Raw genomic sequence first — 25,174 nt, 5'->3', positions numbered from 1 at the left:
TCTCGCAGATGAAGCTGAGTCCGCTTTCGCTCGCTCTTCCCTCACCCGCGCTTTGATAATATAGCGGGATAACCTACAGGGTGTCAACTCCTTTTTTCAATTCGTTCTCAACTGCCCGCAGAATGAGGTTTTGGGCGACAATAGGCAAGTGATTTTTGTCGCTGAGGGCTAGGGAACGTGAATTTTCAGTCTGTTATTTCGACGCTCAATCAGTTTTGGGCGGAGCGGGGATGTTTGGTGGTGCAACCTTACGATACGGAGAAGGGGGCAGGTACGAAGAGTCCGCATACGTTTTTGAGAGCGATCGGGCCTGAGCCTTGGGCGGTTGCCTATGTGGAACCTTGTCGTCGTCCGGGGGATGGGCGATATGGGGAGAATCCGAATCGGGTGCAACATTATTATCAGTATCAAGTGCTGATTAAGCCATCGCCTGACAATATTCAAGAGATTTATTTAGAGTCGCTGAAGGCGTTGGGGATTTCGCCGGAGGATCACGATATTCGGTTTGTGGAGGATAACTGGGAGGATGCGGCGGTTGGCGCTTGGGGAGTCGGTTGGGAAGTTTGGTTGGATGGTATGGAGGTGACGCAGTTCACTTATTTCCAACAGTGTGGAGGATTGGATTGCCGTCCGGTTTCGATCGAGATTACATATGGTCTGGAACGACTGACGATGTATCTACAAGGGGTGAACTCGATTTTCGATATTCAATGGAATGATGAGATCACTTATGGTGATGTGCATCTGCAAGGGGAAATTGAGTGTTCGACTTATAATTTTGAGGCATCGAATCCAGAACTCTTGTTTACACTGTTTAAGTTGTTTGAGCAGGAGGCGGAGCAGTTGATGCAGCGTGGGTTGGTGTTGCCTGCTTACGATCAGGTGCTAAAGTGCTCGCACACGTTTAATTTGCTGGATGCGCGTGGGGTGATTTCGGTGACGGAACGGGCGCGATATATTGGGCGGGTGCGGAATTTGGCGCGGCAGGTGGCGCAGCTTTATTTGAAACAGCGGGAGAAGTTAGGGTTTCCGCTGTTGAAAAGGGAGAAGGTTGAGGCGGTTTAAAGGGAAACAGATAGAGCGATCGCACTCTACAAATCTGCGATCGCTCTATCACTGACTGCAGATTCAGTGTCGCGGATAAGGTGGGCAATAGGGCAATAGAAAAGAACTATGTGCAACAAGAGCTTCTGAATCCGGAGTAATTCAAACTATGTCGTCTACATCAAGTCTTAAATTTGCGATGTCTACAATATCTGGCATCACTTGATCTTTCGCATGCCTAAAAAGATTGGGTAATGCGTCAGGATAAGGTGGGATAGATTGCGATATCATGCCAAGTCCAAGTCCAAGTGGACAGTCCTGCTCGCTGTGAGACGGTGGATCGAAACCGACGATGCTGCTAAATCCAATTGAAATCGCTCCCAACTAACGAGTCGTCACCTTTGTCTGTTTCCAAACCTTGCAAAACTTACTCTGCTGTCGATGCGAGCGTTCAGTCTGTTGTCGAACATTTCCATTCGTGCATTCTGATCGTTGTGCTTTGTCTTTGCTGATGTGATGCTATTCAGGTGGCAAAGTCCGCTCATATCCGCTCCGAATTGCTGCATTTAGTAGCTTATGTGAAGCAACATAGCCCGCTTTCTCAACGCTCGTAATGATTGAAAGCGACGCATGAAGATGTTTTTCGCCGCATTCCAGAGACATTTTCAGTCAGGAAAAAGAGCTGTTGCTTATCTTTCAGAATCCGAACATACTCTAGAAAAAGCTGACTTCTTGCATCCTCGATTCCTGTCTATGTTCCGGCTTCACTCCAGCTTTGACAAAGAGTTTCTTCAAATAATTCCAACACACTCAGGAATATCATCGGAAGGAATGCTGCTGATATCACGCCTATCTAGAACGGTTTCAGGATAATTCTTTTCGTAAGTTTCCCAAATACTCTTATCGAACTCATTCGCCCAAATCGTCTGAAATCCAGGTTGGTTAAATCCTAAATCTAAGTCTCCACAACCTGGAAATAGAGAACCGATCGCGCTTGATAGGTGCAGCCCATCGTTCGGTCTAACCAAAATAGACCTTACGCAAGCTCAGAATAATAGTTTAAAGGGGCAGGACTAGATTCGCTGCTTGATCAGCGCAAATCCGAAAACTTTTTGAGTATAGGGAGGGATGCGTCACACCAATCCATTAGAATGATCAATCTGTGGAAAACTTGGAAAAGTTTTTCATGCACTACTCACTCTGCCTCTCGCACTCGTGTTATGCCCAAGGTTCTTGTTTCCGATCCAATCGATCAAGTTGGGATCGATATTTTGTCCCAAGTCGCTCAAGTAGATGTCAAAACTGATCTGAGTAAAGAGCAACTTGTCGAAGTGATTCCAGAATATGATGCGCTGATGATTCGCTCTGGAACGCGCGTAACTGCTGAGGTCATTGAGGCAGGACGCAATCTGAAAATTATTGGACGCGCTGGAGTTGGAGTCGATAATGTCGATGTTCCAGCCGCAACTCGCAAAGGAATTATTGTTGTCAACTCGCCCGAAGGTAATACGATCGCGGCAGCTGAACATACTCTAGCAATGATGCTATCGTTGTCTCGCTATATTCCCGAAGCGAATGCCAAGTTGAAACAAGGCAAATGGGATCGCAAAAGCTATACCGGGAACGAAGTTTATAACAAAACGTTAGGAGTCGTGGGACTCGGTAAGATTGGCGCCCATGTCGCAACTGTGGCACGCGCAATGGGCATGAAGTTGCTGGCTTATGATCCATTTATTTCAGTGGAGCGTGCAGAACAACTGGGCTGTAGCTTAGTTGAACTCGATGTTTTGTTTCAATCGGCAGACTACATCACCCTGCACATTCCGAAAACGCCGGAAACTGCCAACCTGATTAATGCAGACTCGATCGCGAAAATGAAACCCAATGCGCGCATTATTAACTGTGCGCGAGGCGGAATTATCGATGAAACTGCGATCGCAGAAGCCCTCAAAGCTGGAAAAATTGCCGGAGCCGCGTTAGATGTATTCTCCAGCGAACCGTTAGGAGAATCGCCTCTCACGGCTTTGGGTAAGGAAATTGTCTTAACGCCACACTTGGGAGCCTCGACTGAAGAAGCTCAGGTCAATGTCGCGATCGACGTTGCAGAACAAATTCGGGATGTCTTACTTGGCGAACCTGCTCGATCGGCAGTCAACATTCCTGGACTGCGCCCTGACGTTTTAGAACAGTTGAAGCCCTACTTGCAGCTTGCGGAAACGCTCGGAAAGATGGTTGGGCAACTTGCGGGCGGACGTATTGAATCGCTCAATATTGGGCTGCGGGGAGATTTGGCAACCAATCAAAGCCAACCGATCGTGATTGCTGCGTTGAAAGGATTGTTATCTCCGGCATTGCAAGAGCGGGTGAACTATGTGAATGCCAGCATTGAAGCAAAAGAGCGAGGCATTCGAGTCGTTGAAACTCGCGATGCATCGATCAAAGACTATGCAGGTTCACTGCATCTTTCCGCAAAAGGCACACTGGGAGAACACTCTGTAACCGGAGCTTTGCTCGGAGATGATGAGATTCGGATCACGAGCATCAATGATTTTCCAGTCAACGTGCCGCCGAATCGCTATATGCTGTTCACCCTGCACCGGGATATGCCGGGAATCATTGGTCGGATTGGTTCGCTGTTGGGCGAATTCAATGTCAATATCGCCAGTATGCAGGTGGGACGGAAAATTGTCCGGGGCGATGCGGTAATGGTGCTCAGCATTGATGATCCGTTGCCGGAGAACATCATGAACGAGATTAAGCAAGTCGCTGGAATCCGCGACGCTTACACGGTTACGTTGTAAGAACTGAATTCAGGCAGGAGCCAGGAGATCACTCCTACTTCCTGCCTGAATCAGGAGAGTCGAGAATTTTCTGCCTCAGATGTGGGCCTTGATCCCCTCTTAGATTCAGGGGGATTGAGAAGAGCAGAGTCTAAAGTCATAAATGATTGACTCTGATCAGATCAGCCTAGATGCTTCTATTTTTATTTTGCCGTGCTGCAAATTTATGTCTAACAGTTGGTGGGAAATTCAAGTTCTGTGTGATGCGGCTCTCGAAGAGACGGCAATTTGGCGATTTGATAATTTTGGCTGTAAAGGGGCATCGAGTCAGAGTCAAGGCTCGTCTTGTTTGGTTTCAGCGTATTTGCCTCAGCAACAGGCACAGTTGTTAGATTTATCTGCGTTGTCTTTACTGCTCAAACAAGATGCACTTTGCATGAATTTGCCTGCACCGATCGTGCAATGGCAAATCATTGATGAAGAAGATTGGTCAAGTAGTTGGAAGAGTTACTGGAAGCCGCAGGAACTAGGCGATCGCTTTTTGATTAATCCCGCTTGGCTGCCTGTGCCCGAAAAGACCGACCGCATTGTCATGCAGCTTGAACCAGGTGTTGCATTTGGAACGGGTGATCATGCGACGACTCAACTGTGTTTAGAAGCTTTAGAAATGCGATTGAGTGTAGATCCGCAAACCGTGACGATCGCAGATATTGGGTGTGGATCTGGCATTCTCTCAGTGGGCGCACTGCTCTTAGGAGCTAAAAAAGCTTATGCCGTCGATACTGATCCGCTAGCCGTCAAAGCAACCCATGAAAATGTAGAACTGAATCACCTTGATCCGGCGCGATTAGTCGTGGATCAAGGTAGTGTCACGCGACTTCAAGAGATGATCGAAGAACCAGTCGATGGGTTAGTTTGCAATATTTTGGCAGAAGTCATCATTGATCTGATTCCACAATGGACACCTTTGATTAAGCCTTCTTCGTGGGGAATTTTGAGCGGGATTTTGTTGGAGCAAGCAAAACCTGTTGCAGATACGTTAGAGGCGAATGGGTGGATTGTCGCAGCTTTATGGAAGCGTGGCGATTGGTGCTGTTTAAATGTCCGTCGATCGTAGAAATTGGTTGCGCAAACGCTGGCGTTTTTCAGATCCACTATTTTGGCAGTTGATTGCAGCGTATTCGAGCCAAAATCGTTACTATCACACGCTTGAACATCTCTATCACGTTCTCTCAATGCTAGAGCAGTTAGGCGGAGAGTCGATTGCGCTGAATCTTGCGGCATGGTTTCATGATGCCGTGTATGACACTCATGCTCAGGATAATGAGGAGAACAGCGCTGAGCTTGCAGCAGCTTTATTTCCTGAATTTGAGCAGATCCATCAAGTTCGCAATTTGATTCTTTGTACGAAAACCCATCAAGCATTTGATGCAGAAAGTCAGATTCTCTTAGATGCAGATTTAGCAATTCTCAGCACTGAGCCAGAACACTATCAGAGCTATGCTGCTGCAATTCGGAAAGAGTATTTTTGGGTAACAGACGAGGATTATCGAATTGGGCGATCGCGAGTGTTAGAAAGTTTTTTGCACCGCGATCGCATTTATTCCACACCCACGATGCAGGCAAGAGAAGCGATCGCACGCCGCAATCTTGATGCAGAATTGCAACGATTAGCTCATCTTTAAGTTGCAAATGGATATCAGGCTTCGGCTTCGCTCAACTCACAACTTCTCTTTGAACTCGTTACGAGCTTTCTCGATTCAAAAGGTTGAGCAAAGCCGAAATGCAGTGAGCTATTACAATCTCTCAGGTGCAGCAACTTGCATATTGGCACTCATTTTTGCAGTCGGTTGAGAGTCAGACTGAGCAGGCGTAACTTGAGGCGCATTTAACTCTGCTCCCGGTCGTGCAGGTTGCGAAGAATGCTGCGATAACCAAACCATTCCACCACTCAACACAGCAGCATAGCCTAAATATAAATGCACTGGACTGAGCGCCATTCCACCCAGCGAAATCGACTTCTGCTGCTTTGGCTGATACCAAGATGGCAACACAGCTTTCACTGGGTCAACAGCAGGCAGCAAATCGAGCAACACCGTACTCTCGACATTCAAGGCTTTCGCAATGCGTTGAATAAACCCTCTGAGATAGACATCTTCAGGCAAATGGGTGCCCTGTCCAGTCTCGATCGCAGTTAATTGATGAACTGGAACGAGCGTTTTGCTGTGCAGTTCCGCGATCGACATCGATCTCGCCTCACGGGCGGCTCGAATCTGTGCGCCTAAGCGTGCCAAACACTCCTGCCGATGAGATTCAGAAATATCAGCAGTAACCTTTTTACGAGGAGATTCCACCTTTTTCGGTTCTGGCTTCGGTGTGGAAGCTTCTTGCAACTTCATTTCTCGTAGTGCCAATCGAATTGCTTCGCGTGCCACTGATTTGAGACAAACTTGGGCAGAAGTTCCTTCAGACACACCTGCTTCTAAGCGCTCAACGGCTCGACGGTAGATTTCACTCCGGTATAGCTCAGCTTCTATCTGGGAAAGCAGGGTGTGATGGTCATCTAGCTCCACGCCTGCCATACTGATCCGCATCGAATCTTGCGCTAACATTTCCTGTCCTCACCAAAATCAAGAATTGCGATCGACCCCGTATAAGACGCTAGTGCAATGTTGCCAATGCAACATAAAAAACCTCTTGTGTCGATTTCTTCTTTCTTCCGGCTCAGAACTCGAAATCTGGAAGTTTTGTCAGAGATTATGCCAGTTTATTGGCAGTTTTCGCCCAGTCAATATCCTTCTGAGTGATTCCACCAGCATCGTGTGTGGTTAGGTCAACGGTGACGCGATTATACACGTTGAACCATTCGGGATGATGTCCGTTCGCTTCGGAGACGAGTGCCAAGCTTGACATAAATCCAAACGCTTCAACAAAGGAAGCAAATTTGAATTCACGGTGTAATTTGCCCTGCTCGATCGTCCAACCGTCCAGGTTTTTTAATTCGGCTTCGAGATCTTGTAAAGAAAGTGGAGTCATGATGCTACCTCTTTTGATGGAAGAAGAATTTCAATGCGATCGCCGGGCTTTGGCTCAATCACAGTGGTCGATAGATTCGCTTGAGCCAGTTTTGCACGAAACTGATCGACTGTTCCGATGGCTTTGAGTAGAGCGTTCAAGATGCCTTCAAACTGAATATCTCCGCCTGCTGCGGTCGGCAAAATCACTTGAGGTCGAACTTGTTGAGCAAGATTGACTCCACTTTCAGCACCTTTAATAATTGCGCCGACGAGCGGTAAAGCGAGATCGATTAAAGGCGTGATCACGACATCGATTGGGGCTTTCAAGTTCGCAGGATGACTGCCATGAGGCTCATAGTAGAGTGTGGTTCCCGTCGAGAGTTCAGTTAACAAATAACCATTTTCTTGTGTCCCAGGCCCAAGTTGAGATCCTAAAGTCGCTTGAATTTGAAGCTGATCGAACTTCCAGTCTTCTCCAGGCTTCAAGGCTGTAATCGATGTAAATCCGATCGCTTGGGCTACCTTTGCCGCACTAGGAGAACCAACAACTGGAATTGAGCGATCGAGCTTTTTCAAGGTTTTAGGATGAGCATGATCTTCAATCCCTTGCGAGAGCAGGATCAAATCGATGTTGTCAGGAATGGGGCGATCTTTCGATCGAGTTCCTTTGAACAACCATCCCAGATTGCCAAACACTAATTCGCCAACGAGCCAGGGATCGAGCAGGATACGCTTTCCAGCGAGTTCGATCAGCCAAGAATTACTATCAAGCCAAGTAAGAAACATTGTTTGCTGACCGGAAATTAATTGGATTGCTTGCAGACGTACCTAGCGAATCAATTCGTAGGGCACGGGTGCAAGAGGTCTACTGACCCTAATTTTAAACCTCGATCGTCTCTCCCAAGGTGGTGACTCGATCGCCTTTGACTAATTTTCTTCCCCGTCTCGTTTCAATGGTTCCATTAACTTTGACTTCTCCAGCCTGAATCAGCATTTTTGCCTGCCCTCCAGTCTGGACTACGCCTTGAAATTTGAGAAATTGATCTAACTTAATTGTGTCTTCCATCATTTACTCGGGTTGTTGTAACTGTCGTTGAATGCGATCGCTCAAGGGACTATGTTTAGAAGCCATCCGAGCCTTGCCAGCCGCTGCCCAATCTTGCAAAAACTCAATCTGCTCTTTCGCAGTTCGGGCAAGTGGCACCATCTGACTCGCGGATTCGAGAATGTCATCGGTGGTGAAATCCCGATTTTGACTAAATCCAATGTGCATGGCTTCGATCAATGTCTGCTCGATTTCGGCTCCTGAAAAGTCTGGAGTTTCGTAAGCTAAGCGATCGAGGTCATATTGTTTCAAATTGTGCGGACGCAGCCGAGACAGATGCACTGAAAAAATTGATTTCCGTTCTTCCTGAGTCGGCAATCCCACAAAGAAAATCTCGTCAAATCGCCCTTTTCTCAGCATCTCTGGCGGCAAAGATTGAATGTTATTCGCAGTTGCCACGACAAAGACAGGAGATTTTTTCTCAGCCATCCAAGTGATAAAAGTTCCGAAGACGCGGCTCGTTGTTCCCGCATCGCCTCGACTATCGACTCCTGCAAACGCTTTATCGATCTCATCAATCCAAAGCACACAAGGCGCAAGCGCTTCTGCAAGTTGAATCATTTGACGCGTGCGCGATTCGGATTCTCCGACTAAGCCACCAAACAAACGCCCGACATCCAAGCGCAGCAGCGGTAAATGCCAATGATGCGCGATCGCTTTTGCTGTTAAAGATTTTCCCGTCCCTTGAATGCCTACTAGCATTAAGCCTTTCGGGTGCGGTAAGCCATATTGCCGCGCACGATCGCTAAATGATCCACCGCGCCGAATCAGCCAATCTTTGAGATTATCCAATCCGCCAATATCCGAAATCGCTTCCGTTGCGGGATAGAAATCGAGAATCTGAGTTTGCCGAATCGTTTGGCGTTTTTCTTCCAAAATCAATTCAATATCTTCAGAGCGCAGTTCGCTATGTAAGGCAAAAGCACGAGCGAGAACGCGCCGAATTCTCTCGATCGATAAACCCTGGCACGATCGCACCAAATCATCCAAATTCTTACTCTCAAGCTGCTGACCTGTAGCACTTAACAGTCGCTCAATCTCAGACTTAATATCTGCGGCTCCTGGCAGTGGAAACTCCAAAACGGTGAGCACTTCGGTCAGATCATCGGGAATCGCAATCTGCGATGAAAGTAAAACTAAATTCTTAGGCTGAGACTTCAGCAATCGCGTTAAATTTCTCAATTTTCGCGAAATCGAAATGTCATCTAGAAACCGATGAAAGTCCCGCAAAATGAAAATTGCAGGCGCACTCATCGGCAGTTTTTCGACGAATTCTAAAGCTTGCAGCGGGTTGCGTTTCCCAAATCCCACATCATTCGGATTGCCCTGATAGCCATCGACAAAATCCCAGGTGTAAACGGCACGATCGCCTTGAAGTTTCGCCGCTTGTGCGATCGCAGCTTCGACTCGTTCTTCTTCACGAGTGGGGATGTAAATAATGGGGTAACGCGCCCGCAGCAGGAGATTAAATTCGTCGCTAAAACTCATAGTTTCTTAAAGTACGGTCTTTCTATTACCGTACAACACTCAATTGAGTTTTCCTTTCAACGCTTGCAAGGATGCCCAACGTTGATCGATGCCTGGATTCTTCACTTCATCTGCGACCTCAATGCCCGCACAGTCTTGCTGACAGAGTTGGCGCTGCGGAATTTCCAGGGAAAGCTGCTCATAGAGCCAACTTTCTGGATCAAAGTAACCGTGCGGCGGCAAGGTTTCGACCAGATCATCCATCGATAAATCTTGATCCAGTGGGAGTTCGTCGAGTTGATCAGCCGTTTCATCGAGCCAAATCAATTCACTCGGCTCGATCTCTAATCGATGATTAAATTGCTGCAAACAACGATGACACGTTAAGGTGACGATCGTTTCAGCGTGAGCCGAGACTTCGAGAAAATTCCCTCGGTGAGCCACCTTCAGCCAGCCTTGAACCGGAGTCAGCGTTTTGAGATCTTTGAGGAGGGTTTTGAACTCAATCTTCTGGGTTTGTTCAGGGCACTGAGTCAGCCGAGGAATATGAATCGCTTCCATGATGTTTCTTAGAGTCGTAATCGTTCTGATCAGCATTCAGCTTTCAGAACATGTTCAGCAGTAAAGAGTCGAGTCGAAAAAGTAAAAGAAATGACCGAATCGCGATCGCGAAACTGCCCGATTTCCATGGACTGGTTTCCCATCAAGTGCAGCATGAGTGCGATCTTAGGCTAAAAATTCTTCAAGCGTTGATCGCGGTTTTGTTGCCTGTGTCATCAGCAATCTACCTCACAAGGCTGTACTGTTCGTACATCTATCAAACCAAAAGCGGCAGATTTGTTTTCTAAACCACAAAATCTCCCGCTTCTCTTAGTTTATCGAATTTTAGAACTTGCTAGTCTTCGTCGGAACCCGCTCCAACTAGCTTCACGACTAATCGTCGATCGGGTTCTTGTCCGCGACTGAAGGTTTCGATATCCTCGCTCCCTTGCAAAATCGAATGCACCTGTCTTCGTTCTGCTGAAGAGAGCGATTTGATCTCATAATCTCTTCCCGTCTCACGAACTTCTGCCGCTGCATTTTCAGCAATTTCGAGCAGTTCTTGATGCCGTTTTTCACGATAGCCGTTTAGCTCGATCGTATAAGCCATCTGTTCGCCCTGCCCAATGTTCAGAATCGAACTTGCTAAATACTGAATCGAATCTAAAACTGCACCTTTACTGCCCAGCAGTGCTTCGAGCTGATTCGGCTGGAGGGCAGTATGGTCGATCGTCAACCAGCAGCTTTTCTCAGCAAATGTTTCTCGTACTTCGGCAGTTACGGTTGCCGGAAAATCAGCGAACTTCAGGAAGGTTTCCAGCCATTGCTGACCTCGCTGCTGTAATTGAGTCTCAGCCATACGTCCAACCAACTATGCTTTTTTCTTACGACCGGGTTCAAACGGCAGAGAATCATCTCCACCTTCTTTATCTTTCTTCGCTCCACCCCCTGCTTTTGCCGTCGCCGCAGCTTCGGCATCCACCAGCTTCTGGAGATGTTCAGGCAAAGGTTCACGCGACAAAATGAAAGTTTGAGCCGTCTGGAAAATGTTCGCCAGCACCATGTACATCAACACACCCGCAGGCAAGGGGAAGAACAAGAACATGCCAGAGAAAATCACAGGCGTAATCTTATTCACTGTGTCTTGCTGAGCATTACCCGTTGAGCCTTGACCGGAAATCAATTGACTGATGTAAAGGCTAATCCCAAAGAACAGCACCATCCCAATGATGTCCCAGTGCAATGTGCCATCTGGATCGATCGCGCCGACGTGACCTAGCTGATCGATGAACAGGAATCCTTTATCGGCTGCCAGTCCAGGAATAAACGCTTGAACCGTTGCATCTCCGGGCTGAAGAGCTTCGATCGTGCCATCCTCATTAATTTTGATGCGCTCCGCTCCAACCGTTGCTTTGAACTTCGGAACTAAACGACTGTCAGGATACTCAGATTGCAGGGCACTAAATGGCTTGCCTTCGACGGTTTGAAACTCGATTTTCGTTTTCTCACCGACGGCGAGCTTTGTCCCAGCAGGAGCGATCGCAGTAATTTTTGAGTGAACGCCATCTGCCAAGTAAATATTCTGAGGGGCAGTAATAAAAGCTTGCGGTGCAACTTGTTCAACTTGAGCCTGAGGCGCAATTTGAAAATTCACCGTGTAAGGCACATCCGAGAAAGGCGATCCTCTCAGAGTCGCAAACAAGGCAAAGAGAATGGGCATCTGCAACACAACAGGCAAACAGCCTGCTAGAGGATTACCAAACTCCTTGTAAAGCGCACTCATTTCTTCCTGCTGTTTGGCAGGATCGTCTTTATATTTCGCCTGAACTTCTTTCACGCGCTTTTGCATGACAGGCTGAGTCACCTTCATGCGACGCATACTACGGATGGAACCAGCACTCAAGGGATAGAGGGCAAAGCGAATGACTAAAGTCAACGCCACGATCGCCAAACCATAGCTCGGCACGATCCCATAGAAAAAATCCAGGATCGGCAGCATCACGTTATTGGATAGGAAGCTAACACCAAAGTCCATTCGCTTTACGTCTACCTAATAGGATCTAAAGTTTGACTGTGACAATTCCTGAGGCAATTTTTGTCAAATGCTTAAATTGTCAAATACAGTGTAGCGTCTAGGGTTGACTTCCGAGACTTCCACTGACTTTTTTGGCGCGCTCAGAAAGCCGCTCGTTAATGAAATCGTAAACGTCCCGAAACTTAGGCACAGCGCGTAGTTCAACACGGCTGCCATCTCGAAGCGTCAACACCATATCGCCGTAAGATCCGATCCCACGCGGTACGGTTACGACCTTCGTAATTTCGGAATAAATCACGTCGGCACGATCGCGCCCTTGCCAGCCGCCCGTCACACTGATCCGTCGATTCGTAATCCGATAGCGCAACCAAAGGGCACGCACGATCGCACCAACGGTCAACGGCAAGCAAATCACCGTGAACCCAAGCAGCACATTGATAATGAGATCCCCAATGTGAGGGCCACCTTCGTAGAAGACTTCTTCTTTAACTGCCATTCAGCACCTCAGCTTTTATCAATAACTGCTCTAATTCTTGCAGATATTGAGGGTAATCACACTCAACCGCCTCGATCCGGACTCCGATCACGATCGAGAATCCAGCGTTCAGACGCGGCAAGAAATTCCGCAAAATTGCTCTCACTTGACGTTTAATTCGGTTGCGGATGACGGCTCGCTTGCTGACCTTTTTGCTGATTGAAATGCCAATCTGGGTCGGTTGCTCAGGCGTTTTTAGCACTCTGAGCGTAAAACAGCGCGATCCTCGACGAAATCCGCGCTGATAAACAGCATCAAAATCTCGTCGATGTCTGAGCCTATTTTCCTGAGGTAACAACTCAAGAAGTCGAAACCGAGAGGCGAAGCCGCCCTTTGCGACGACGCGCTTGAATGACTTTCTGTCCGTTTTTGGTTCGCATCCGAGCGCGAAATCCCGATACTCGTCTGCGTTTGCGGCTTGTTCCGCCGAGGGTACGCTTCGTCATGTCCGTGGCTCCAGTGAATAATAAATCCCAAGCAAAAAAATAGTAGACTGCGGGAAAAGTCACAGTCTACTAGAGTATCATGATTTTCGGTTACTGAATCGTAACGATCCAGGTCCCAAGATCCCGCAGAAGAGGAACATCTCCAGGGGTGAGGATGCGACAGTTGAAGTAGAACATGCCGCCGCTATTGGGATTCTTGACGTTTGAGAAGATGATTTCGACATTGGAACCTGCCGGAACAGGTTCTTTCGGGAAAATCTCAATCACGTAATTTTCTTTTTCCCATTTGACTTCATCGATCTCAACTTTTTTGTCATTGACTAAAAGTTCAACTTCTTTCGGATCGAACGTGCCTTTGAAGTAGTTGGGGTAGTCGATCGCAAATTGAGCGATCGCGAGTTTCACTTTTTCTCGCCCGATGCGAAACCGATAGCGATCCCAGGAGCCGCTATTTCCACCAAAGTCGAGTCGATAGCTGAGTTGGTTTTTCGCTTCAACGCCGCTGAAGATTGTCAATCCGGGCAGACCTTGAGCGAACGCAACCAGGGGAGCCGCAGCGATTAAGCTTCCCGCAATCGCGAGAGTTGAAACCGTGCGACGCATTGAACATCCTTTCAGCAGCATAGAAAAAAATAGATTAGGGGTTAAGTTCATTCAACATTGAGATTAGCAGGAACTGTTGCGTGAGGGGCTACTCCACGGCGACGAGTTTTGCCCAGGATTCGTTCCCGAGTGTTAGACATCTCATTAATATCTCTATCTAGTTTAGAACAAGAATATTAGTCCAGGTCGGCAAAATCTTGCGTATTTAACGCTGCTCGAAATGAATCAGACGTATTGAAAGTTGTAAATTTCTATGTAAATCTCTATGTTTTTATCGCAATTTTATTAATTTAGATTTGCATTTTTCTTCAGATATTTAAACTCATACAAACTTACATCTTCTCGCTCATATACTGACTCTATAATTTCTGAACCTTTGCCTCAGAAATTACTTTTTGAAACACAAGCGACACCTCGCCTTGTGTTTTCGAGTATGAATGAGAAAGGCTTGGGAATTAAGGGACATGTTGTTACAAACCTCCACATATCAGGAGATGCTATGACGATCGCGATCGATAAAGAATCAGGGGCAGAGCGGACACCCGATCAAACCCCTGCCCTGTATAGAAAAATTGGAATTCCAAAAGAGATTTATCTAGGCGAATGCCGAGTCGCCGCAACACCTGACACGGCTCAGATTTTACAGAAATATGGATTTGAAGTATTAGTTGAATCGGGAGCCGGAGAAGCTGCAAACTTTTCAAATCAAGCTTATTTAGATGCCGGTTGCCGAATCATTGTCGATACTGAAACGCTCTGGTCTTATGCAGATCTAGTGCTGAAAGTTCGTCCGCCAACTTGGAATTCCAGCTTAAACAAACATGAAGCCGATTTATTACATGAAGGGGCAACCTTAATTAGTTTTATTTGGGCGGCTCAGAATCCAGAATTAATCAAGCATTTAGCCGATCGTAAAGCGACCGTGCTCGCGATGGATGCGGTGCCACGGATCAGCCGTGCTCAGAAATTAGATGCCTTGAGTTCGATGGCAAACATCGCTGGATATCGCGCGGTGATTGAGGCGGCTGAACATTTTGGACGATTTTTTACCGGACAAATTACGGCGGCGGGCAAGGTTCCACCTGCAAAGGTAATGGTAATTGGCGCAGGAGTTGCCGGATTGGCAGCGGTGGGAACCGCGCGATCGCTCGGTGCAATTGTGCGCGCCTTCGATACTCGCCCCGTCGTGAAAGAGCAAGTGGAAAGCTTAGGGGCAGAATTCCTCGAATTGGAATTTGAGGAAGATGGCACTGGACAAGGCGGCTATGCCAAAACCATGAGTCCTGAATTTATCAAAGCAGAGATGGAACTGTTCGCGGCTCAGGCGAAAGAAGTCGATATCATCATTACAACCGCTCTGATTCCCGGCAAGAAAGCTCCCACCTTGATTACCAAAGAAATGGTAGAGAGCATGAAAGAAGGCTCAGTTGTCGTTGATTTGGCAGCAGAGCAGGGTGGAAACTGCGAAGTGACAACTCCGGGACAGATTGCTCGGCATCATGGGGTAACGATCATTGGTCTAACGGATTTGCCGAGTCGGATGGCGGCTCAAGCCAGTCAGCTTTATGGCAAAAATCTGTGTCATTTGCTCGATGACATGGGCAGAAATGATCACTATCACGTGGATTTAGAAGACGAAGTGATTCGAGGTGCTTTGGTTCTACATCAAGGTGAAAAAGTCGAGCCTTTGCCGAAAGTTGAACCCACCTCGAAAGTTGAACCCGCACCGAAAGCTGAAGCCTTGAAGGTTGAAGTCAAAGCTGAAGTCTCAAAGGTTCGCAAATCCACAAGCTGGATTTGGACAGTTCTCTTCGGATTGGGCTTGCTTGGAATTGGCACGATCGCGCCTGCATCTTTCCTCAGCCACTTTACCGTCTTTGTACTGGCGTGCTTTGTGGGATGGCAAGTGATTTGGAATGTGAAACCCGCACTGCATACGCCTTTGATGAGTGTGACGAATGCGATTAGCGGCATTATCATCTTGGGTGGAATGCTGCAGATTTCGGGAACTGCCACTTCTGCAACGACCATTTTAGGCGCGATCGCAATTCTGATCGGCACCATCAATATCGCGGGTGGCTTCTTAGTCACTCAGCGGATGCTCAAAATGTTCCAGAAATAGAGGTGAGCCATGTTTGATAGTCTTTCTAATGTGGCGTACATTGCCGCGAGTGCTTTGTTCATTTTGAGTTTGAGCGGACTTTCTAACCAGGAAACGGCTCAGAAAGGGAATGGGTATGGAATTGCTGGAATGGCGATCGCGTTTCTCGCAACCATTCTCCGCAGTGATGTGACAGGGTATGGAATTCTTGCCACTGTGATTGTACCGGGAGCAATTATCGGCGCAATTCTCGCAGGGCGAGTTGCAATGACTGAAATGCCTGAGCTAGTTGCCATGCTGCATAGCTTTGTCGGGATGGCAGCCGTGCTGGTTGGAATTGCGAATCATCTTCAACCGCAGGCTTTAACGGGAGCCGAAGCAACGATTCACCAAGTCGAGGTCTTTATCGGTGTATTTATCGGAGCGGTGACATTTACAGGCTCGATCGTTGCTTTTGGTAAGCTTCGAGGCTTAGTTAGCAGTAAGCCGTTAATGATTCCAGGACGGCACATTCTGAACCTTGGTTTACTCGGTGCGAGTGTTGCTTTGGGCGCACAGTTTTTGAATCATGACTCGACTCTGGCATTGCTGATCATGAGTGTGCTAGCTGGAGTGCTCGGCGTGCATCTGGTGATGGCGATCGGGGGTGCAGATATGCCCGTCGTGATTTCGATGTTGAATAGTTACTCTGGCTGGGCTGCTGCTGCTGCTGGATTTATGTTGTCAAATGATTTGCTAATCATTACGGGCGCATTAGTTGGCAGTAGTGGCGCGATTCTGAGTTACATCATGTGTAAAGCAATGAATCGATCGTTTATCAGTGTCATCTTGGGCGGCTTTGGAACTGGGAAGAGTACTCAGGCAAAAGAGATGACGGGAGAAGCGAAATCGATTTCGCTAGAAGACACAGTCGAGCAATTAGAAAATGCTAGTAGCGTAATCATTGTTCCAGGCTACGGCATGGCAGTTGCACAAGCACAGCATGCGATTTCTGAAATCACAAAGACTTTGCGCGATCGCGGAATCAAGGTTCGGTTTGGCATTCATCCGGTTGCCGGAAGACTTCCAGGACATATGAATGTGTTACTAGCAGAAGCAAAAGTGCCCTATGATATTGTGCTAGAAATGGACGAAATCAATGACGATTTTCCTGAAACGGATGTCGTTTTAGTGATTGGGGCAAATGATACGGTGAATCCTAGCGCTGTCGAAGATCCAGATTGTGCGATCGCGGGAATGCCTGTTCTGGAAGTTTGGAAAGCAAAAACAACGATCGTGCTAAAGCGGAGTTTAGGCAGTGGATATGCAGGCGTTGAAAACCCCCTGTTCTACAAGGAAAACACTCACATGCTTTTTGGCGATGCGAAGAAGAACACTGATGCAATTCTCAGCAAACTCAACGCATTAGTCGTCGCCTAACCCCGTTGCGTCTGAATCAAGAAGCAACCGTAAGAGCTTAAACGCTTTTACGTCTTTACAAGGTCAAACGTCATGGTAATCGCCTCGTTGAATGCATTCGACAGGCGATTTTTTTAGCTTAAGAAAATCTTCTACTTTTAAAACGACTTGACAGCTGACATCCTCGCCATGCTCATGTCCTCCCATCCCATCTGCAACCACCAAAACGGGAATCTGTTCGGCTCGATCGTCGAGCAAGAAAAACACAGTGTTATCGCATTGATTCGTTTCCGTGCGAGCGTAATAGTTGGGGATCTGCATACGCTGACTTCAATCGGATTCAATTGGGTTGACAATTCTAGCCAAAAGTAAAGCTGAGCCGGAGCAAAGGCTCAACGAATTTGGAGAGATCGGATCTGAGACTGCTTTGAGCGAGATCTGTGGATGCAACGAGATAGTTATTCTACAAATTCGTTTGTATTATTTTGTTGATGTAACGTTTTCTAAAAAGGACGGCGTGATAAATATTGTAGGAGAGCGCTAGATTCAAGCAACGTCCTCATCCGTGATGAGAATTTACCATAACAATGCAGAATCGCTCTACAGCATTCAGTAGTCATTGCAAGATGAGATACTACCCCGTTCTACTCTCATAAAAATTGACATCGAAAATTGACATCGAACATGAAAGAGTTGATTCTTACCTGGAACAAGGGCACGATGACTCGCACTCTCTACTCTACTCACCCTGGAATTGCTCACCCGCAATTGCGAATTGGTCGAGATCCAGTCACTTGTGATTTAGTCTTGCCTTCGATCACACAGGAAGACTTAACCGTATCGAAGTTACATGTCGAAATCTACTTTGACCCCCCTGCAGACCAGTTTTATCTCCGCAATCTCAAAGGCAAAAGCAATCCTCCTAAGCTGTACGGGAATTGGGTGGATGACGTACCTGTGCCACTTGATCATGATGGAGAATTGCAGCTCGGCAGACGAGTGTTCCAGATCTCGGTTGTGCTCCACACCCCGATCGTGATTGCTCCAACCGCGCCTGCGGATCTCAAAGCGGAAGGTGCTCCAACATCCGCCTTACCCCTGACTTGCCCGCACTGTGCATCAGGCTATACCTACGAGGAAGCTACGAAATTTAATGGACGCTGTCCGAAAGATGGCTTCTTTTTACATGGAGCTTCTATCTATATTCCCTAAACTAACGAAAGTATGCCAGTTACCGTTACTCTCTTTTGGAATGATCCTGTTACTGAAGCTGAGCAAGAAATCGTTGCGGTCACTCCGATCGCCATTGGGCGAAGTGCAGAAACGATGCGCCAACAGGGCATTCCTGATCGCCAGCATGTGATTCTCAATAGCTTGCAAGTTTCACGGTTTCATGCCCTGATCGAGTGGAAAGACGGGAACTTGATAGTCAGCGATCAACACAGTAGTAATGGACTCTTTGTGAATGGTCGCGCTCAGACGCAGGCAGATTTAGTCGATGGCGATGTGCTACAAGTGGGTCCGTTTCAGGTTTCCATTCTTCGCACCCAGTTTCCGTCGCGAATCTCTGTTGCTGCACCTCCTGCACCTGCTCGCACACAATCTAGCTTTCCGCCTCCTTGGTTCATTCAAGCTGAACACATTTCCCTCTCGGATTTAGACCGAGATCGGATTGAGGTTGAGCAAATTGATTTTGCAGCGGTTGGCGGTGGATTGGGGAGCTATATTTGGGCAAATTTGCTCAGGCTATCTGGAATTCGAGCCGATCAGATTCGTGTCTTAGGTAAGGTGCAATTCGATCAACAGGGCAAGCTTCGTTTCGACTCAGAACAGAAGCCCTATTGGAACTATCAACAACTGTGCGAATTTTCTCAAATTCCACCGCATGAACGACTACGATCGAACTCGGATTCTTGCCCAGATAATATCTGGGGATTTCCTAGCTATGCACTGCGAGAAGCTTGGTCAGATTTGGGAAAAGGTCAGCTTGGTCATGCGTTGAAGCTGCTATACCAAGTTTTTTCAGAGCCGACAGGCATCGAAACCTATACACCCAAGTCGGGCAATGTCTTTGCGTCGATCGATCGTGAAACCCGTCGAATGGGATGGCAGCAGATGTTTCGCTATGGTGATGTACGAGCCATTCGCAAAACCACGGACGATCGCTATGTGATTGCTTATTCACGCAGTAGTGCGAGTGGACGGAGCTACCATTATTTGGTCGCGCGCTATGTCCAGATCGCGATCGGATATCCTGCACTGCGCTATCTGCCGCTTGTGACTACCTATCGTGAAAAGACTCAAGAAGCATTTGACGATCGTTTAGTTGTCAATGCCTATGAAGACCATCAACATGTCTATCAGCAACTCAAACAGCGAGGCGGCGGAACTGTTGTGTTGCAAGGTCGGGGCATTGTTGCCTCTCGGATCATTCAACGCATTGATGAGATGCGAAAATACGAAGACACGAAAATTCTGTTGATTCACATGATGCGATCGCCCGTCTCTCAAGGACATCGCTATCAAAGCTCAACTCGTCTTGTGAAAAATCACCAAGAGCTTCAGCCGTTTAATTGGCCCAAAGCATGTTGGGGCGGTGAACTTAGAGAAGCTTTAGAAAAAGCACCCCCTGAAGAACGGAAACGGTTACTTAGTGATTGGGGCGGGACAACTACGGCAGACCGTCACGACTGGCAGGACATGATTGATCAAGGGATTCGTTCCGGTTGGTATCGGATTCTGTTTGGCGAGATCAAGGATTTGCAGCGAGAGCACGATCGCTTACGCATTGATGTATTAGACAAAGCCGAAGCTCAGAACAATGAGCAGATGATCAAAGTCGATTTTTTGATTGATGCCACAGGACTCACCAATGAGGTTCAGTTTAGCCCCTTGCTCAAAGATTTGGTGCTGCGGTATAAGCTCGATCTCAATCCCACGAAACGGCTCTCAGTCTCAAATCAGTTTGAAATGCATGGCATGAGAAATGGTGCAGGACGGATGTATGCAGCAGGGGCAATGACCTTGGGAGGTCCCTATGCAGCCGTCGATAGCTTCTTAGGACTTCAGTATGCAGCATTGGTTGCCGTCGATGATCTGAGCACGGCGCAGGTTCCGGGCATCAAGCCTTTGAATGGTTTGAGATCGTTTACTCAATGGTTACGCTGGGTTCAAAATCAAGCCCCCTAACGTGCGGCGATCGCTTTGCCTGCAACGGTTGTAATGACAGGTCCGATTAAGCAAGTGACCGCAATGTAAGCAACGATCGCATTAAACACTCCGGAGCTAAGTAAACCAGCATTGCGACCAAATAAAGCAATGACGAGGACTAACGCCGAGCGCGACATTGTTAAGCCAAACATCGTAAAAATGGCTGCCCAATCATATTTAAAACAATATCCAGTCAGCCAAGCTGCTAAAAATTTTGCCCCAACTGCACCCAGAATCACGAAAGCTGCAATACCTAAGTTTTCTGGATGCTGAATCAGGACATTTGGATCAGATAACACGCCAACCGACAAAGCAAAAATCGGAATAAATAAGCTATTCCCCACAAATTCAAGCTGCTGCATGAGCTGACTCGGCACGGAGCGACTTAAAGCTAACCCTGCAATAAACGCACCCACAATAGCATCTACGCCAATAGCATGAGTCAGACTTGCAGTTAAAAACATTGCCGCAAGCACAAATACGAATGCGTGCTGAGGATGGGTTTCATCTTTGATCACCCGCTGTGCTAGATACTGTAATCCTTTCAAGCAGCTAACGATCACGATCGGCAGCAGAACAAGCAGTTTGATCCACAGGTCGATCCCAACTCCCCCGGCTTGAATTGCTTTCACGATCGCATATGCCATTAGGGTTAGAACTGTCGTGATGATTGATCCGCCCACTGCAACAGAAACTGCTTCTTGCTGCCCAATCCCAAATGCAACAACAATGGGATATGCCATTAAAGTATGCGGCGAGTAAAGAATCCCCAGCAGTACTGCAACGAGTAAATTCTGAGTTAGAACCTGTCCAGTCACAAAGCCGATCGCAAAAGGCACACCAAACGTTAGCAGCCCAAAGGTGAGGACTTTCTTACCTGCATGATGGAGGAAATCGAGCTGCAATCCTAGTCCTGCTAAAAGCATAATGTAGAGCAATCCAATTCGCTCTAGCAGAATCAGTTGGGCATCCCGCGCGATCAAACCCAAGCCATTCATTCCTACGATCGCACCGAATACAATCAAGAGAACGATCATCGGCAACCGCAACCAAGTTGCAAGCTTCATTGCCACAAAGATCAATCCAAGAATCAGGCTAAAAAGATAGACTGGATCAGCTAAAGGTAATCCTGCAACGCTTAAAATTCCATACATTTAGAGCCATTTACCTCCACGGAATCGCCAGCGTGGAAAGAAAACTCGCATCAGGCTCTGGGAAGCAATAAACACTGTGAGCCAAACAAGACTGTAATGGAAAATGAAGATACCAACCTCGATCGGGATGCTCTCAACTCCAGGCAAAGCGATTTCCAGTCCATTCAACACAAAGAGCAGAAAGAGTCCTTCCCAGATTCCTGCAAGCAACTGAAAACTCGCGGGCCAATCCCGATCCCAGCGAAATTTTTGAATTCTGTCGTACAGAACATCCCAGCCTAATCCTAGAATTGCGATCCAAATCAGAATCCCAAGGTAATTACCCGATGGCTCAGCTATTATGCCTAGGGAGAAGGGAAGAGTGACGAACACCCCGATCGTAGATAACAGCAGAATGCGAGTTTGCCATCGACCAAAGAGCGTTGGGGTCATAGGTAGGCTTTCGTTTCCAGGATGAATAAGAGCATCATATCCGCTACACCCAGTGCTTTCTGCCTAAATTGATAGATTGATTTACAAACAAAAACCTGGCTCGATTTGTTCGATCGAGCCAGGTTCATTTCATCAAACAAAGCTAAGCGACAACCTGATTCAATGCTGCAGCGACTTCATCCATCGATTGATCACCATTGACTGTGACTAACTTCTGCTGAGACTCATAGTAGCTAATCAAGGGTGCAGTCTGCTCTCGATAGACTTCTAGACGACGACGAATCGTTTCTTCGTTATCATCCTTCCGACCCCGGCTCAAAAGCCGAACCAGCAGTACCGGATCTGGAACATCAAAATTCACCACTCGATCGCAGCCTTGATGTAACTCGCTCAGCAAGGCATCTAAGAACTCAGCCTGTGCCACATTGCGAGGAAATCCATCCAAAATCCAGCCCGATTGTGCATCCGGCTTGCTCAGACGTTCCCGAATCAAATCAATCACTAACTGATCCGGAACTAATTCCCCGCGATCCATATAGCCTTGAGCCTGCACACCGAGCGACGTTTTCGCAGCCACGGACTCCCGGAGAATATCTCCAGTCGAGATATGCGGAATCTGATGAGCATCCGCCAAAAACTTGGATTGAGTCCCTTTTCCGGCTCCGGGAGGTCCTACAAAAATCAGTCGCGCCACTATTGTTTCACCATTCCTTCATAACGTTGAGAGATCACATATGTCTGGATCTGTTTAGCAGTGTCGATCGCGACCCCGACCAAAATCAACAATGAAGTCGCCCCAAAGCCTTGGAAAACCTTAACAGGCGTAGCATTTTCGATAATCGAAGGCACGATCGCCACGATTCCTAAGAAGATAGCACCTAAGAAGGTCAAACGATTCAGTACGCCCTCAATGTACTCCGTGGTTGCATTCCCCGGACGAATCCCCGGAATACTCGATCCCATTTTTTTCAAGTTCTTCGCCATATCATCCGGCTGCATAATCAGCGACGCATAGAAAAAGCTAAAGAACAGAATCAGCACAAAGTACAGCAAGTTATGCCAAATCGAAGCCGGACCTAAATATTTGCCAATGAAGTTTGCCAGATCTGCATTATTAAACGATTGGGCAATAATCACCGGAATCGTCAACACGGTCGAGGCAAAAATGATCGGCATTACACCGCCTTGGTTGAGGCGTAAGGGCAGATAACTGCTTCTTTCCATCATGACGCGTCGTCCAACTTGCCGACGCGCTGAAATGATCGGAATCCGTCTTGTCCCTTCCTGAACGAAGACAATCCCAACCACCATTGCCAGGAAGACTAGCAGGAGAATTACGACACTACTGACGACTGCACGATCGCCCGTTTGCGCTAAGTCGAATGCCTGACCTAATGTATTCGGCAAAGTGGCAACAATGTTCAAGAAAATCAACAGGGAAGCACCGTTACCAATACCGCGTTCGGTGATCAGTTCGCCTGCCCACATGACAAACATAGAGCCAGCCGTCAACGCCAACACGGTTTCCACAACGAACATGGGACTCCAGCTTTCAGCGAACGGTCGTAATAACCCGATCGTTAAAAGCGTACTTTGCACCACAGCCCACCCGGCGGACACATAGCGGGTAATCTGGGAAATCTTCCGCCGACCTGCCTCGCCTTCATTCTTCTGCAAGTCTTCTAGAGAAGGAATCGCAGCCGTGAGCAGTTGAATAATAATCGAGGCGTTAATGAAGGGAAGAATCCCTAGGGCAAATAGACCCAAGGTTCTCAAACCGCCCCCGGCGAATAAGTCTACAAAACTCAGCGCACTATTGCTTTGAATCGCTTGTGAAAAGGCGGCTCGATCGATACCGGGAAGCGGGATAAAAATTCCCAGTCGAACGAACACCAAAAGCCCGATCGTTACCAGTATCCGTCCCCGCAATCCAGCCGCCTGTGCCATTTGAGCAAAGGTTTCCTGGGCGGTGGGCGTTCTATCTCGACTCTCGACCATATAAGGAATTCCTCGTGACAGCAATTTGGATTTGCGGACTCTGCCCCAAATCCAAGTTGAATAAAGTTAGTTTTATGCGCTTTTTCAGCCCAAGTTGAGCCGCCAAAACGACGAACATCCTATATTTTAGCGGTTCAAGCGTGAAGGATGACGATGAATCCATCCGGCGGAGCGAGAATTTCAGTTCGACGCATCACCGGATCTGGCAGCAGCTAAACCCCGATCGCTAATTTCCAGCTATTGATAATCCCGGTATCATTTGCGATCGCAAAATGATTTCTACCGAGCCTATCCTCTATAAAGTGAGAAAATAGAATTAGTGAGCAGCATTCTGTTGAAGAAACGAGTTCTTACGCAGGATTGTCGGTATTGATTAGATCGATATGATTGAGATTATTCGGACTCGTGCAACTTCTGAGCAAATGACTTCAATGCTAGAAGAATTAGGTATCTATGTTAAGTTGGCAGTAGATGTAGAGCAAGGAATACTGGCAGGAGGCGGAGAACTTCATGCAGATTGCGAGAAATTTTTGCTGAGAGATGGAAGCCGACAATCTGACCTCTGGGGAGCAGATTGGTATCCATTCAGCCAGACCGTTGGGTATGAATCAATTATTAATATTCGAGCAAGTGCAAATAATCGCTCGATGAACGTAGAAGATCCGAGAATTCGATCGCAGATTGATGAAGTTGTTTATCGATTATTAGGTGGTGTGCAATGGGAATCAACTGGGATGCTTTAAAGCAACGTTACCTGCAAACAAATCGTGCGGCTCAGTTGGAAAGTATCACGCTGAATTTGACCAGAATTCAAACCCTGGCGAATAGTGGCGAGGATGGACAGGTCGCACGGCATTTGGTGCGAGAGAGCCAGTATTTAATTGAATGGACAGTACCCACGATCGATTTAGAAACTGATTTTCAGATTGCAACTGAATTAGTTGATCTACAGCGTCAGTTAAGCGAGTGGAAATTAGATTGGGACAAGATTTGGGAAAGCGATCGTGCTTCTCTAGGAAAATTGGCGCAACAGTGGAGCGATCGACTCCAGATTTGCGTAGCGCATTAGGGTAGACCTCAATAATGGTTTAGTTTTTTGCCCTACAAAACACACTATGAGATTGCTGCAACTAGGCTACAAACAGCACTAATTCTTCATGCAAAACACTCAGATACAAGGCTCTTTTGCATCGTCTGAAGTGTTGCAAATTCAGACGAAATTACTGCACTCAGATGGATCGGCTTTCTCTAATGCTGAGTGTTTTTTTACACGTTATACTTAGAACAACTTACAAAGCCCCTGCATTTC

Annotated in this window: 31 protein-coding genes; 10 read left to right on the top strand and 21 right to left on the bottom strand. The window is 47.3% G+C overall.

The features are described from left to right. The first annotated feature begins 177 nt into the window (after nucleotides 1–177). Nucleotides 178–1,065 (top strand): glycine--tRNA ligase subunit alpha, encoded by an 888-nt coding sequence (glyQ, locus tag OU814_RS23290; RefSeq protein WP_017291182.1) that lies wholly within the window; start codon nucleotides 178–180, stop codon nucleotides 1,063–1,065. Nucleotides 1,066–1,563: 498 nt separating this feature from the next. Here glyQ and OU814_RS23285 read toward each other — a convergent pair whose 3' ends face one another. The 3 genes from OU814_RS23285 to OU814_RS23280 are packed head-to-tail and all read right to left on the bottom strand — an operon-like array spanning nucleotide 1,564 to nucleotide 2,072. Then, nucleotides 1,564–1,707 (bottom strand): hypothetical protein, encoded by a 144-nt coding sequence (locus OU814_RS23285; protein WP_268242243.1) that lies wholly within the window; start codon nucleotides 1,705–1,707, stop codon nucleotides 1,564–1,566. After that, nucleotides 1,646–1,789 (bottom strand): DNA cytosine methyltransferase, encoded by a 144-nt coding sequence (locus OU814_RS31390; protein ID WP_442786150.1) that lies wholly within the window; start codon nucleotides 1,787–1,789, stop codon nucleotides 1,646–1,648. Before OU814_RS31390 ends, OU814_RS23285 begins: the two co-directional genes overlap by 62 nt. Nucleotides 1,790–1,835: 46 nt before the next feature. Continuing rightward, entirely contained in the window at nucleotides 1,836–2,072 is a 237-nt protein-coding gene (locus OU814_RS23280; RefSeq protein ID WP_268242242.1) for a DNA cytosine methyltransferase, read from the bottom strand. 192 nt (nucleotides 2,073–2,264) lie between these two features. Between OU814_RS23280 and serA the strand changes: the two genes are divergently transcribed. The 3 genes from serA to OU814_RS23265 all read left to right on the top strand — a co-directional run bounded on the left by serA (nucleotide 2,265) and on the right by OU814_RS23265 (nucleotide 5,509). Further along, the gene (gene serA / locus OU814_RS23275) at nucleotides 2,265–3,845 is read left to right on the top strand and encodes a phosphoglycerate dehydrogenase (RefSeq protein WP_026149015.1); all 1,581 of its coding nucleotides are present in this window, start codon (nucleotides 2,265–2,267) and stop codon (nucleotides 3,843–3,845) included. A gap of 205 nt (nucleotides 3,846–4,050) precedes the next feature. Further along, the gene (gene prmA, locus OU814_RS23270) at nucleotides 4,051–4,941 is read left to right on the top strand and encodes a 50S ribosomal protein L11 methyltransferase (RefSeq protein ID WP_026149016.1); all 891 of its coding nucleotides are present in this window, start codon (nucleotides 4,051–4,053) and stop codon (nucleotides 4,939–4,941) included. Continuing rightward, on the top strand, nucleotides 4,925–5,509 hold the full coding sequence (locus OU814_RS23265) for an HD domain-containing protein (RefSeq protein ID WP_199329647.1): 585 nt from the start codon (nucleotides 4,925–4,927) through the stop codon (nucleotides 5,507–5,509). The genes prmA and OU814_RS23265 overlap by 17 nt, the downstream gene beginning before the upstream one ends. 111 nt (nucleotides 5,510–5,620) lie before the next feature. Here OU814_RS23265 and OU814_RS23260 read toward each other — a convergent pair whose 3' ends face one another. The 13 genes from OU814_RS23260 to OU814_RS23200 form a co-directional block, all read right to left on the bottom strand. Then, nucleotides 5,621–6,436 carry a helix-turn-helix domain-containing protein gene (locus tag OU814_RS23260; RefSeq protein ID WP_268242241.1) on the bottom strand — a complete coding sequence of 272 codons (816 nt, stop codon included), beginning with the start codon at nucleotides 6,434–6,436 and terminating at the stop codon, nucleotides 5,621–5,623. A gap of 145 nt (nucleotides 6,437–6,581) precedes the next feature. Next, on the bottom strand, nucleotides 6,582–6,860 hold the full coding sequence (locus OU814_RS23255; RefSeq protein WP_017291187.1) for a 4a-hydroxytetrahydrobiopterin dehydratase: 279 nt from the start codon (nucleotides 6,858–6,860) through the stop codon (nucleotides 6,582–6,584). Next, complete coding sequence (locus OU814_RS23250; RefSeq protein ID WP_268242240.1) at nucleotides 6,857–7,627, bottom strand: MBL fold metallo-hydrolase; 771 nt, start codon at nucleotides 7,625–7,627, stop codon at nucleotides 6,857–6,859. Before OU814_RS23250 ends, OU814_RS23255 begins: the two co-directional genes overlap by 4 nt. Nucleotides 7,628–7,721: 94 nt before the next feature. Next, nucleotides 7,722–7,907, bottom strand: a complete 186-nt coding sequence (locus OU814_RS23245) for an RNA-binding S4 domain-containing protein (protein ID WP_287455127.1) — start codon at nucleotides 7,905–7,907, stop codon at nucleotides 7,722–7,724. A gap of 3 nt (nucleotides 7,908–7,910) precedes the next feature. Next, nucleotides 7,911–9,434 carry an AAA family ATPase gene (locus OU814_RS23240; RefSeq protein ID WP_017291190.1) on the bottom strand — a complete coding sequence of 508 codons (1,524 nt, stop codon included), beginning with the start codon at nucleotides 9,432–9,434 and terminating at the stop codon, nucleotides 7,911–7,913. A gap of 39 nt (nucleotides 9,435–9,473) precedes the next feature. Further along, a complete protein-coding gene (locus OU814_RS23235) occupies nucleotides 9,474–9,974 on the bottom strand; it encodes a YceD family protein (RefSeq protein WP_268242239.1) in 501 nt (166 codons plus the stop codon). A 29-nt stretch (nucleotides 9,975–10,003) separates the two neighbouring features. Further along, nucleotides 10,004–10,129 (bottom strand): hypothetical protein, encoded by a 126-nt coding sequence (locus tag OU814_RS23230; protein WP_268242238.1) that lies wholly within the window; start codon nucleotides 10,127–10,129, stop codon nucleotides 10,004–10,006. 179 nt (nucleotides 10,130–10,308) lie between these two features. After that, the gene (locus tag OU814_RS23225) at nucleotides 10,309–10,812 is read right to left on the bottom strand and encodes a Jag family protein (RefSeq protein WP_268242237.1); all 504 of its coding nucleotides are present in this window, start codon (nucleotides 10,810–10,812) and stop codon (nucleotides 10,309–10,311) included. Between the two features lie 12 nt (nucleotides 10,813–10,824). Then, nucleotides 10,825–11,988, bottom strand: a complete 1,164-nt coding sequence (gene yidC, locus OU814_RS23220) for a membrane protein insertase YidC (protein ID WP_026149017.1) — start codon at nucleotides 11,986–11,988, stop codon at nucleotides 10,825–10,827. Nucleotides 11,989–12,085: 97 nt separating this feature from the next. Further along, the gene (locus tag OU814_RS23215; RefSeq protein WP_190652544.1) at nucleotides 12,086–12,484 is read right to left on the bottom strand and encodes a PH domain-containing protein; all 399 of its coding nucleotides are present in this window, start codon (nucleotides 12,482–12,484) and stop codon (nucleotides 12,086–12,088) included. Further along, complete coding sequence (rnpA, locus tag OU814_RS23210) at nucleotides 12,474–12,821, bottom strand: ribonuclease P protein component (protein ID WP_017291195.1); 348 nt, start codon at nucleotides 12,819–12,821, stop codon at nucleotides 12,474–12,476. Before rnpA ends, OU814_RS23215 begins: the two co-directional genes overlap by 11 nt. Before the next feature lies 1 nt (nucleotide 12,822). Continuing rightward, on the bottom strand, nucleotides 12,823–12,969 hold the full coding sequence (gene rpmH, locus OU814_RS23205; protein WP_026149018.1) for a 50S ribosomal protein L34: 147 nt from the start codon (nucleotides 12,967–12,969) through the stop codon (nucleotides 12,823–12,825). Between the two features lie 90 nt (nucleotides 12,970–13,059). Then, a complete protein-coding gene (locus tag OU814_RS23200; RefSeq protein ID WP_199329648.1) occupies nucleotides 13,060–13,593 on the bottom strand; it encodes a DUF2808 domain-containing protein in 534 nt (177 codons plus the stop codon). 400 nt (nucleotides 13,594–13,993) lie between these two features. Here OU814_RS23200 and pntA point away from each other — a divergent pair, with 400 nt between their 5' ends. Together pntA and pntB are read left to right on the top strand one after the other, a co-directional pair. Then, nucleotides 13,994–15,694: a Re/Si-specific NAD(P)(+) transhydrogenase subunit alpha gene (gene pntA, locus OU814_RS23195; protein WP_268242236.1), complete on the top strand. Its 1,701-nt coding sequence runs from the start codon at nucleotides 13,994–13,996 to the stop codon at nucleotides 15,692–15,694. A 9-nt stretch (nucleotides 15,695–15,703) separates the two neighbouring features. Beyond that, nucleotides 15,704–17,092, top strand: a complete 1,389-nt coding sequence (pntB, locus tag OU814_RS23190) for a Re/Si-specific NAD(P)(+) transhydrogenase subunit beta (RefSeq protein ID WP_268242235.1) — start codon at nucleotides 15,704–15,706, stop codon at nucleotides 17,090–17,092. A 63-nt stretch (nucleotides 17,093–17,155) separates the two neighbouring features. Here the strand turns inward: pntB and OU814_RS23185 are convergent, their stop codons facing one another. Beyond that, a complete protein-coding gene (locus OU814_RS23185; RefSeq protein ID WP_268242234.1) occupies nucleotides 17,156–17,392 on the bottom strand; it encodes a hypothetical protein in 237 nt (78 codons plus the stop codon). A gap of 363 nt (nucleotides 17,393–17,755) precedes the next feature. Here OU814_RS23185 and OU814_RS23180 point away from each other — a divergent pair, with 363 nt between their 5' ends. Together OU814_RS23180 and OU814_RS23175 are read left to right on the top strand one after the other, a co-directional pair. Continuing rightward, on the top strand, nucleotides 17,756–18,283 hold the full coding sequence (locus OU814_RS23180) for an FHA domain-containing protein (RefSeq protein WP_268242233.1): 528 nt from the start codon (nucleotides 17,756–17,758) through the stop codon (nucleotides 18,281–18,283). 12 nt (nucleotides 18,284–18,295) lie between these two features. Next, nucleotides 18,296–20,260 carry an FHA domain-containing protein gene (locus OU814_RS23175; RefSeq protein WP_268242232.1) on the top strand — a complete coding sequence of 655 codons (1,965 nt, stop codon included), beginning with the start codon at nucleotides 18,296–18,298 and terminating at the stop codon, nucleotides 20,258–20,260. Here OU814_RS23175 and OU814_RS23170 read toward each other — a convergent pair. The 4 genes from OU814_RS23170 to secY all read right to left on the bottom strand — a co-directional run bounded on the left by OU814_RS23170 (nucleotide 20,257) and on the right by secY (nucleotide 23,865). Then, nucleotides 20,257–21,435 carry a cation:proton antiporter gene (locus OU814_RS23170; protein WP_268242231.1) on the bottom strand — a complete coding sequence of 393 codons (1,179 nt, stop codon included), beginning with the start codon at nucleotides 21,433–21,435 and terminating at the stop codon, nucleotides 20,257–20,259. The two genes, OU814_RS23175 and OU814_RS23170, sit on opposite strands and share 4 nt — an antisense overlap. Then, nucleotides 21,436–21,867 carry a hypothetical protein gene (locus tag OU814_RS23165; RefSeq protein WP_268242230.1) on the bottom strand — a complete coding sequence of 144 codons (432 nt, stop codon included), beginning with the start codon at nucleotides 21,865–21,867 and terminating at the stop codon, nucleotides 21,436–21,438. Between the two features lie 142 nt (nucleotides 21,868–22,009). Continuing rightward, nucleotides 22,010–22,561: an adenylate kinase gene (locus OU814_RS23160; protein ID WP_017291207.1), complete on the bottom strand. Its 552-nt coding sequence runs from the start codon at nucleotides 22,559–22,561 to the stop codon at nucleotides 22,010–22,012. After that, a complete protein-coding gene (gene secY / locus OU814_RS23155) occupies nucleotides 22,561–23,865 on the bottom strand; it encodes a preprotein translocase subunit SecY (protein ID WP_017291208.1) in 1,305 nt (434 codons plus the stop codon). Before secY ends, OU814_RS23160 begins: the two co-directional genes overlap by 1 nt. Nucleotides 23,866–24,248: 383 nt before the next feature. Between secY and OU814_RS23150 the strand changes: the two genes are divergently transcribed. Both OU814_RS23150 and OU814_RS23145 read left to right on the top strand, forming a co-directional pair. Further along, nucleotides 24,249–24,608: a DUF5674 family protein gene (locus OU814_RS23150; protein WP_268242229.1), complete on the top strand. Its 360-nt coding sequence runs from the start codon at nucleotides 24,249–24,251 to the stop codon at nucleotides 24,606–24,608. Beyond that, complete coding sequence (locus OU814_RS23145) at nucleotides 24,584–24,934, top strand: hypothetical protein (RefSeq protein ID WP_268242228.1); 351 nt, start codon at nucleotides 24,584–24,586, stop codon at nucleotides 24,932–24,934. The genes OU814_RS23150 and OU814_RS23145 overlap by 25 nt, the downstream gene beginning before the upstream one ends. The last annotated feature ends 240 nt before the right edge of the window (nucleotides 24,935–25,174 follow it).

Origin of the sequence: Leptolyngbya sp. GGD (genome assembly GCF_026735145.1) — a bacterium.
Taxonomy (GTDB): domain Bacteria; phylum Cyanobacteriota; class Cyanobacteriia; order Leptolyngbyales; family Leptolyngbyaceae; genus Leptolyngbya; species Leptolyngbya boryana.
Note: the sequence above shows the minus strand (reverse complement) of the source record. Positions and strands in the feature narration are given on the sequence as shown.

What these genes read in the sequence shown, in the direction of transcription:
- OU814_RS23165 (WP_268242230.1), bottom strand. Translation starts at nt 21,867, where the DNA reads ATGACCCCAACGCTCTTTGGTCGATGGCAAACTCGCATTCTGCTGTTA.
- OU814_RS23150 (WP_268242229.1), top strand. Translation starts at nt 24,249, where the DNA reads ATGATTGAGATTATTCGGACTCGTGCAACTTCTGAGCAAATGACTTCA.
- OU814_RS23180 (WP_268242233.1), top strand. Translation starts at nt 17,756, where the DNA reads ATGAAAGAGTTGATTCTTACCTGGAACAAGGGCACGATGACTCGCACT.
- OU814_RS23200 (WP_199329648.1), bottom strand. Translation starts at nt 13,593, where the DNA reads ATGCTGCTGAAAGGATGTTCAATGCGTCGCACGGTTTCAACTCTCGCG.
- prmA (WP_026149016.1), top strand. Translation starts at nt 4,051, where the DNA reads ATGTCTAACAGTTGGTGGGAAATTCAAGTTCTGTGTGATGCGGCTCTC.
- OU814_RS23285 (WP_268242243.1), bottom strand. Translation starts at nt 1,707, where the DNA reads ATGTCTCTGGAATGCGGCGAAAAACATCTTCATGCGTCGCTTTCAATC.
- OU814_RS23255 (WP_017291187.1), bottom strand. Translation starts at nt 6,860, where the DNA reads ATGACTCCACTTTCTTTACAAGATCTCGAAGCCGAATTAAAAAACCTG.
- pntB (WP_268242235.1), top strand. Translation starts at nt 15,704, where the DNA reads ATGTTTGATAGTCTTTCTAATGTGGCGTACATTGCCGCGAGTGCTTTG.
- OU814_RS23250 (WP_268242240.1), bottom strand. Translation starts at nt 7,627, where the DNA reads ATGTTTCTTACTTGGCTTGATAGTAATTCTTGGCTGATCGAACTCGCT.
- OU814_RS23245 (WP_287455127.1), bottom strand. Translation starts at nt 7,907, where the DNA reads ATGGAAGACACAATTAAGTTAGATCAATTTCTCAAATTTCAAGGCGTA.
- OU814_RS23230 (WP_268242238.1), bottom strand. Translation starts at nt 10,129, where the DNA reads ATGCTGCACTTGATGGGAAACCAGTCCATGGAAATCGGGCAGTTTCGC.
- OU814_RS23225 (WP_268242237.1), bottom strand. Translation starts at nt 10,812, where the DNA reads ATGGCTGAGACTCAATTACAGCAGCGAGGTCAGCAATGGCTGGAAACC.
- OU814_RS23265 (WP_199329647.1), top strand. Translation starts at nt 4,925, where the DNA reads ATGTCCGTCGATCGTAGAAATTGGTTGCGCAAACGCTGGCGTTTTTCA.
- OU814_RS23145 (WP_268242228.1), top strand. Translation starts at nt 24,584, where the DNA reads ATGGGAATCAACTGGGATGCTTTAAAGCAACGTTACCTGCAAACAAAT.
- OU814_RS23235 (WP_268242239.1), bottom strand. Translation starts at nt 9,974, where the DNA reads ATGGAAGCGATTCATATTCCTCGGCTGACTCAGTGCCCTGAACAAACC.
- OU814_RS23170 (WP_268242231.1), bottom strand. Translation starts at nt 21,435, where the DNA reads ATGTATGGAATTTTAAGCGTTGCAGGATTACCTTTAGCTGATCCAGTC.
- secY (WP_017291208.1), bottom strand. Translation starts at nt 23,865, where the DNA reads ATGGTCGAGAGTCGAGATAGAACGCCCACCGCCCAGGAAACCTTTGCT.
- rpmH (WP_026149018.1), bottom strand. Translation starts at nt 12,969, where the DNA reads ATGACGAAGCGTACCCTCGGCGGAACAAGCCGCAAACGCAGACGAGTA.
- OU814_RS23215 (WP_190652544.1), bottom strand. Translation starts at nt 12,484, where the DNA reads ATGGCAGTTAAAGAAGAAGTCTTCTACGAAGGTGGCCCTCACATTGGG.
- yidC (WP_026149017.1), bottom strand. Translation starts at nt 11,988, where the DNA reads ATGGACTTTGGTGTTAGCTTCCTATCCAATAACGTGATGCTGCCGATC.
- OU814_RS23260 (WP_268242241.1), bottom strand. Translation starts at nt 6,436, where the DNA reads ATGTTAGCGCAAGATTCGATGCGGATCAGTATGGCAGGCGTGGAGCTA.
- OU814_RS23185 (WP_268242234.1), bottom strand. Translation starts at nt 17,392, where the DNA reads ATGCAGATCCCCAACTATTACGCTCGCACGGAAACGAATCAATGCGAT.
- serA (WP_026149015.1), top strand. Translation starts at nt 2,265, where the DNA reads ATGCCCAAGGTTCTTGTTTCCGATCCAATCGATCAAGTTGGGATCGAT.
- OU814_RS23240 (WP_017291190.1), bottom strand. Translation starts at nt 9,434, where the DNA reads ATGAGTTTTAGCGACGAATTTAATCTCCTGCTGCGGGCGCGTTACCCC.
- OU814_RS23175 (WP_268242232.1), top strand. Translation starts at nt 18,296, where the DNA reads ATGCCAGTTACCGTTACTCTCTTTTGGAATGATCCTGTTACTGAAGCT.